The organism is Alcanivorax sp. (assembly GCF_014762765.1).
In the GTDB taxonomy this organism is placed as follows: Bacteria; Pseudomonadota; Gammaproteobacteria; order Pseudomonadales; family Alcanivoracaceae; genus Alcanivorax.
Map to the genome: position 1 here is coordinate 1 of NZ_JABURH010000104.1, position 7,290 is coordinate 7,290.

Annotated in this window: 5 protein-coding genes, 1 tRNA gene and 1 pseudogene; all 7 read left to right on the top strand. The window is 58.5% G+C overall.

Translation table 11 applies throughout. The features are described from left to right. Positions 1–548 (top strand): annotated as a pseudogene (locus tag HUJ17_RS06245) (DNA recombination/repair protein RecA); the annotation flags it as partial. After that, positions 541–1,008 carry a regulatory protein RecX gene (locus HUJ17_RS06250; RefSeq protein ID WP_290509879.1) on the top strand — a complete coding sequence of 156 codons (468 nt, stop codon included), beginning with the start codon at positions 541–543 and terminating at the stop codon, positions 1,006–1,008. The pseudogene HUJ17_RS06245 and the gene HUJ17_RS06250, both read left to right, overlap by 8 nt. A 232-nt stretch (positions 1,009–1,240) precedes the next feature. Next, on the top strand, positions 1,241–2,008 hold the full coding sequence (locus tag HUJ17_RS06255; protein WP_290509880.1) for a sulfite exporter TauE/SafE family protein: 768 nt from the start codon (positions 1,241–1,243) through the stop codon (positions 2,006–2,008). Positions 2,009–2,238: 230 nt separating this feature from the next. After that, positions 2,239–4,839, top strand: coding sequence for an alanine--tRNA ligase (gene alaS, locus HUJ17_RS06260; protein ID WP_290509881.1), 2,601 nt, complete (start codon positions 2,239–2,241; stop codon positions 4,837–4,839). Between the two features lie 93 nt (positions 4,840–4,932). Beyond that, entirely contained in the window at positions 4,933–6,159 is a 1,227-nt protein-coding gene (locus HUJ17_RS06265; protein WP_290509882.1) for an aspartate kinase, read from the top strand. A 210-nt stretch (positions 6,160–6,369) separates the two neighbouring features. After that, a complete protein-coding gene (csrA, locus tag HUJ17_RS06270; protein WP_011589077.1) occupies positions 6,370–6,558 on the top strand; it encodes a carbon storage regulator CsrA in 189 nt (62 codons plus the stop codon). 103 nt (positions 6,559–6,661) lie between these two features. After that, a tRNA-Ser gene (locus HUJ17_RS06275) sits at positions 6,662–6,751 on the top strand. Positions 6,752–7,290 lie beyond the last annotated feature (539 nt).

Genomic DNA, 7,290 nt, shown 5'->3' on the forward strand with positions numbered 1-7,290 from the left:
TGCAGGCTCGTCTGATGAGCCAGGCTCTGCGCAAGATCACCGGTAACGTGAAAAATGCCAACACCCTGGTGGTGTTCATTAACCAGATCCGTATGAAAATCGGTGTGATGTTCGGCAACCCGGAAACCACCACCGGTGGTAACGCCCTCAAGTTCTACTCCTCCGTGCGCCTGGATATCCGTCGTATCGGTGCGGTGAAGCAGGGCGACGAAGTCACCGGTAACGAAACCCGTGTGAAGGTGGTGAAGAACAAGGTGTCGCCGCCGTTCCGTCAGGCCGAGTTCCAGATTCTTTACGGTCAGGGCATCAACCAACTGGGTGAAGTGCTGGATCTGGGTGTGCAGCAGGGCCTGGTGGACAAATCCGGTGCCTGGTATGCCTACAAGGGTGACAAGATTGGCCAGGGCAAGCAGAACGCCTGTGAATTCCTGCGTGAGAACCCGGCCATTGCCGAGGAAATCGAGCAGGAAATTCGTGCACGCCTGCTGCCTGACCCCGCTGAGGCGCCGGCTGCCAAGGAAGAGGAAGCCGAAGCCGGCAATGAGTGAATCGCTCACTGAATCCGAACTGCGCCAGCGGGCTGTCAGCCTGCTGGCGCGTCGGGATCATGCCCGCCGGGAGCTGGAAACCAAGCTCTATCGGAAGGTCGGTGAGCAAGCGGCACTGCCTGCGGTGCTGGCCTGGTGTGAAGAGCATGGCTTTATTGATGACCGGCGATTTGCCGGTTTTTTTGTGCGCTCCAGAATCGAGCGGGGACAGGGCGCCCTGCGAATTCGTCAGGAGCTGCAGCTAAAAGGCGTGGATAACGAACTGATCGCTCAGGCTTTGGCTGAGGCCGAGGTGGACTGGTTTGCGCTTGCCAGAGAGGTGCGTGCCAGACGTTTTCGTCAGCACCCGGGTAAGGACCAGAAAGAAAAAGCCCGCCAGCTCAGGTTCCTGCAACAGCGCGGTTTCAGTGCCGAACAGAGCTTTGCTGCACTGGATTGTTCTCCGGAGGATGAGCTGTAGTACGTCCTTGGCTTCGTGTTCCCCATCACTGCATTCCTTACTTCGTTGGAGCCTTGCTCGCAAGGCGAAGGGAAGAATGAACCCCGGTGCCTGCTGAAGTCTTCGCTTTACGCGCAAAGCGCCAACGGTGCCGGTTTGTGGTCGAGGGAGCTGATCCCAGGGTAATTTGCCTCTTGGTTTGAATTCGGTTCAAGGCGTATCCTTCGCTTTCGCGGCTTGAGTGAGACCTCCAATGGAATACCTGACTGACCCCTGGCTGGCGGCGGCCATGCTGGGTGCCGGTGTATTAGCCGGTTTTATCAATACACTGGCCGGCGGCGGTGGGCTGTTGATTCTGCCGCTGTTGATGCTCAGCGGCATGAGTGCGGCGATGGCCAACGGCACCATGCGGGTGGGGGTGCTGATACAAAGCGTGGAGGCTGTACGCCAGTTCAACAAGCGCGGCACCATGCCGTTCAAGCCGCTGCCAGCCATTCTGGTTCCCTGTTTGCTGGGCACTTTGGTAGGCACTCTGGCAGCCTCCTATTTGCCGGAAAGCATTCTCAAACCGGTGTTGCTGACCACTCTGGTGGTGGTGGCCCTGATCATGGTGTTCAAACCCAATCAACTGTCGCCGGCAGCGGACGAGCTGCCGCTGCAGCCCAATGATTCTGTCGCTGGCTGGCTGGGGCTGTTCTTCTGTGGAGCCTACGGCGGGTTTGTACAGGCGGGGGTGGGTTTTGTGTTGATCGCCGTGTTGGTAGGGCAGCTTCGCTATGACATGCTGCGAGGCAATGCCCTGAAGCTGGCCATTACCGGCAGCTTTACCGTGCTGGCCCTGGGCATTTTTGTGGCCCGCGACCAGGTGGCCTGGCTACCGGGCCTGCTGGTGGCGGCGGGCACCTTGCTGGGCGTGCGCCTGGGCGTAGGCTTCGCCCACCGGGTTTCCCCCAGAGTACTCAAGCGCATTCTGCTGGTGATGGTGCTGGCGGTGTGTCTGGCGGCGGCGATTAAGGGCTGAGTGTCAAGTTACAAGTTTCAAGTTGCAACGCGTGCAGCCTTCTAAGGTTTGGAGGCGCCATGCCCGCGCCCAGCGATAATGCGCGGGCATGGCTTGCCAAAACCCGGTGAGTTTCGTCGCGCTTTGCAACTTGAAACTTGCCTCTTGCAACTGCTTTTTCCCCATCGCAACCGGGCCTTGGGGGCGGTATACTCGGCGCTCTCTGATAGCCAGCCGATAATGTTTCTCCTATGAAGAGTGCTGAACTACGCCAGGCCTTCCTGGACTACTTCGCCAGCCAAGGGCACGCCAAGGTGCCGTCCTCCTCGCTGGTGCCCCATAACGACCCCACGCTGCTGTTCACTAACGCGGGGATGAACCAGTTCAAGGATGTCTTTCTGGGCCGTGAGTCCCGGGATTACACCCGTGCCACCAGCTCCCAACGCTGCGTACGCGCTGGCGGCAAGCATAACGACCTGGAGAACGTGGGCTATACGGCGCGGCATCACACCTTCTTCGAGATGCTGGGTAACTTCAGCTTCGGCGACTACTTCAAGCGTGAAGCCATCAAGTTCGCCTGGGAATTCCTCACCGGTACTCTGGGCCTGCCGGAAGAGCGCCTGTGGGTCACCGTGCATGTGTCCGATGACGAAGCGGCGGATATCTGGCTGAAGGAAATGGGCGTCAGCGCCGAGCGTTTCTCCCGTCTGGACGAAGACAACTTCTGGCAGATGGGTGACACCGGCCCCTGTGGCCCCTGTTCCGAAATCTTCTATGACCATGGGGCAGATGTGCCCGGTGGTCCCCCGGGGTCCGAGAATGACGATCTGGACCGTTATATCGAGATCTGGAATCTGGTGTTCATGCAGTACGATCGTCAGCAGGACGGCGAGCTGAAGCCGCTGCCCAAGCCGAGCGTGGATACCGGCATGGGCCTGGAACGCATCGCGGCGGTGCTGCAGGGCGTGCATTCCAACTACGAGATTGATCTGTTTCAGGCGCTGCTGCAGGCGGCGGCAAACGCCACCGGCTGCCAGGATATGGAAGAGAAATCCCTGCGGGTGATTGCCGACCATATCCGTTCCGCCAGCTTCCTGATCTGTGACGGGGTGATACCGTCCAATGAAGGCCGTGGCTATGTGCTGCGCCGCATCATCCGTCGCGCCCTGCGCCACGGCCATAAGCTGGGTCAGGACAAGCCGTTCTTCTCCACCCTGGTGGGTGCATTGGTAGAACAGATGGGTGAGGCCTATCCGGAGCTGGTTCGAGAACAGGCCCGTATCGAGAAGGCGTTGCTGGCGGAAGAAGAGCAGTTCGGTCGCACACTGGCCGCCGGCATGAAGGTGCTGGAAGCGGCCATTGCCGAGCTGGATGGCAAGGAGCTGCCCGGCGAGGTGCTGTTCAATCTTTATGACACCCATGGTTTTCCTCCGGATCTCACCGCCGATGTGGCCCGTGAGCGGGAGTTGACGGTGGACATGGCCGGTTTTGAAAAAGCCATGGAAGCCCAGCGTGAGCGTGCCCGAGGCGCTGGCAGCTTTGCCAATGATTACAGTGACCGACTCAATATCGAGGCGGTGACCGATTTCTCCGGTTACGAAAAACTGGCGGACGACGACAAGATCGTCGGCCTGTTCAAGGACGGCGAAGCGGTTGATGCCCTGCAGGCGGGTGAGGAAGGCATGGTGGTGCTGGCCAGCACGCCATTTTATGCCGAGTCCGGCGGTCAGGTGGGCGATAGTGGTTTCCTGGTGCAGGGCGATAACCGTTTCGCAGTGTCCGATACCAAGAAGCGTCAGGCGGCCCATGTGCACCTGGGCAAGGTGGAAAGCGGCAGCCTGAAGGTGGGCGAGAAAGTCTCCGCCTACGTGGATGTGGAGCGTCGTCGCGCCATCATGCGCAATCACTCCGCCACTCATCTGATGCATGCCGCCCTGCGTGACGTGCTGGGTGAGCATGTACAGCAGAAAGGCTCTCTGGTGGCATCCGACTATCTGCGCTTCGACTTTTCCCATGGTGAAGCCGTGAGCGAAGCCCAGCGCGAACAGATCGAGATTCTGGTCAATCGCCAGATTCTGGCCAACACTCCGGTGACCACCGAATTGATGGATATTGATGCCGCCCGGGAAGCCGGCGCCATGGCTCTCTTTGGTGAGAAATATGATGATCAGGTGCGCGTGCTCAGCATGGGCAGCGACGGTTTCTCCAAGGAGCTGTGTGGCGGAACCCACGTGAGTCGTACCGGCGATATCGGCCTGTTCCGGATTACCCTGGAAGCGTCCGCCGCTGCCGGTGTACGCCGCATCGAAGCGGTTACCGGTGAGCATGCCCTGAGCGTGATGCGTCAGCAGGAGCGGGCGCTCAGTGAGATCGCGTCCACGGTGAAAAGCACGCCGGACAACGCCGCCGAGCGGGTGCGCAACCAGGCGCAGAAAGTGCGCGAGCTGGAAAAGGAAATCGAGCGTCTCAAGCAGAAGCTGGCCAGCGGTGCCGGCAGCGACCTCACCGATGAGGTGCAGGAAATCGCCGGAGTGAAGGTATTGGCGACCCAGCTGGACGGTGCCGATGGCAAGACCCTGCGGGTCACCATGGACAAGCTGAAAGACAAGCTGGGCTCGGCGATTATCCTGCTGTCTGCCGTGGATGGCGATAAAGTGGCCCTGGTGGCGGGTGTCACCAAGGATCTCACCGACCGCTTCAAGGCCGGTGATCTGCTCAAGCATGTGGCCGAGCAGGTGGACGGTCGCGGCGGTGGCCGCCCGGACATGGCCCAGGGCGGGGGCAATAACCCTGCAGCCCTGCCGGCGGCCCTGGAAAGCGTGAAAAACTGGGTGTCCGAGCAGGGGGCGTAAGCCGCGGTCAAGACCACGGCTCAGCCCTCAACATGAAATCCCGGCGCGTTTCTGCTAAGGTTACGCGCTCTTTTTTGCAGATAAAGCGACTTTATGGCCCTTATAGTGCAGAAATACGGCGGTACCTCAGTGGGTACAGTCGACCGCATTCAAGCCGTCGCCGAGAAGGTGGCAGGCTTCCATAAACGGGGCGACCAGGTGGTCGTGGTGGTATCCGCCATGAGCGGCGAAACCAACCGCCTGATCGAGCTGGCCAAAGGTGTCAGCGATAACCCTTCACCGCGCGAGATGGATGTGCTGGTCTCCACCGGCGAACAGGTCACCATTGCCCTGTTGTCCATGGCGTTGCAGAAGCAGGGCATCAATGCCCGCTCCTACACCGGCAGCCAGATTCCCCTGCGCACGGACAGTGTCCACTCCAAGGCCCGTATCGAAGAGATCGACGACAAGAAAGTACGCGCCGATCTGAATGGCGGTAGCGTTGTGGTAGTGGCAGGGTTCCAGGGTGTCGATGCTGGCGGCAACATTACTACTCTCGGCCGTGGCGGCTCCGATACCACCGCCGTGGCTCTGGCCGCAGCATTGCAGGCCGACGAGTGTCAGATCTATACCGATGTGGATGGTGTTTACACCACCGACCCACGGGTGGTGGATAACGCTCGCCGTTTGGACAGCATTACCTTTGAGGAAATGCTGGAAATGGCCAGCCAGGGCTCCAAGGTCCTGCAGATCCGCTCCGTGGAATTCGCCGGCAAATACAATGTGCCGCTGCGTGTCTTGTCCAGCTTCCAGGATGGTCCTGGAACTCTCATTACCGTCGACGACGAGGTTGATATGGAAAAGCCGGTAATCTCCGGAATTGCCTTTACCCGTGATGAAGCCAAAATCATCGTGCGTGGCGCCCCGGATACCCCGGGCATTGCCTACAAAATCCTCGGCCCGGTGAGTGCAGAGAACATCGAAGTGGACATGATCGTGCAGAACGTGGGTAAAGACGGTGCCGCCGACTTTACCTTCACTGTGCACCGCAACGATTTCGCCCGTGCCCAGGAAGCCCTGCGCAAGGCCTCCGAAGAGCTGGGTAACCCGGAAATCATCGGCGATGACAAGATTGCCAAGGTCTCCCTGGTGGGTGTGGGCATGCGTTCCCACGCTGGTGTAGCTTCCAAGATGTTTGAAACCCTGGCCAACGAAGGGGTCAACATCGAGATGATCTCCACCTCCGAAATCAAGGTGTCCGTAGTGATTGCCGAGAAATACCTGGAGCTGGCGGTGCGTGCTCTGCACTCCGCGTTTGAACTGGATCAGCCCTCAAGCTGATCCACATACTGCCAGGTAGGTACGGGGCGACGACCGGTTGGTCTCGCCCCCCTTCACGGCGAGACTTACGAAACCGCTTCAGGCATACTACCGCCCCCGTGCCAGGGGTGGGTAAATGGTCCCGACCAAGGAGTCGTCAAGGACGGCAACCCGAGAGCTTCAGGTACGGCATGCGCTCACGGAAATTGAAGGACCCCAGGAGGGATCATTATGTTAATTCTTACGCGTCGAGTTGGTGAGACCCTGATGGTAGGTGATGAAGTCACCGTGACTGTTCTGGGTGTAAAAGGTAACCAGGTTCGCATCGGTGTGAATGCGCCGAAAGAGGTTGCCGTGCATCGGGAAGAAATCTACCAGCGGATTCAGCACGAAAAATCATCAGACGGTGAGTCTGCCTGATTTTTGGGCTGTATTTTCTCCGCAAAATCGTTATGATGCGCGGCGAGTTTGGAAACAGGCCCACAAGAGCCCACATTCCAGACTGACAATATGACCGCATTCCGGAGAGGTGGGTGAGTGGCTGAAACCAGTTCCCTGCTAAGGAACCATACGGGTTACCGTATCGCGGGTTCGAATCCCGCCCTCTCCGCCATATAAAGAAAAGCCCCGTAATTCAATGAGTTGCGGGGCTTTTTCGTTTTGGATTTGTAGCAAAATTTTGTAGCAAAACGGTGATGGCAGGATTGATGGGCTAGGATGGGGACGTAAAGCCCTGAAAAGCCTCCTGAATGGCCTGTAGCGCCCCTTTCTGTTGTCTCCGACCTCTCCTGTCATGCCTTTAAAGGCCTTTCCTGTGCATCTCTAATCCATCCATGACGTTTCAGAATCCCGGTATATCCAATTTGAATATGTGACTTTGGCCCGGCAGAATGTGTGAGCCTGTTCACGGAAGGTGGCGGGATTGCGATTTTGATAATACAAAGGGACTGAAATGAATTCTAAGTTGAAAGCTCTAGCTCTGATTTGTGTAACGACTGCTCTATATGCTTGCGGAGGAGGTGGCGGTAGCTCCTCTGGTGGAGGAACCAACAATGATGGCGGTGATGCCGGAGGAGGCGGAGAGGTTCGCTCTGGGCAGTTCGTGGATTCTGCTGTGGCCAATACTGCTTACACAGCTTCTCCGTCTGGAAC

Excerpts from the sequence above, each read along its gene's own strand:
- HUJ17_RS06250 (WP_290509879.1), top strand. The coding sequence starts at position 541 with ATGAGTGAATCGCTCACTGAATCCGAACTGCGCCAGCGGGCTGTCAGC.
- HUJ17_RS06255 (WP_290509880.1), top strand. The coding sequence starts at position 1,241 with ATGGAATACCTGACTGACCCCTGGCTGGCGGCGGCCATGCTGGGTGCC.
- alaS (WP_290509881.1), top strand. The coding sequence starts at position 2,239 with ATGAAGAGTGCTGAACTACGCCAGGCCTTCCTGGACTACTTCGCCAGC.
- HUJ17_RS06265 (WP_290509882.1), top strand. The coding sequence starts at position 4,933 with ATGGCCCTTATAGTGCAGAAATACGGCGGTACCTCAGTGGGTACAGTC.
- csrA (WP_011589077.1), top strand. The coding sequence starts at position 6,370 with ATGTTAATTCTTACGCGTCGAGTTGGTGAGACCCTGATGGTAGGTGAT.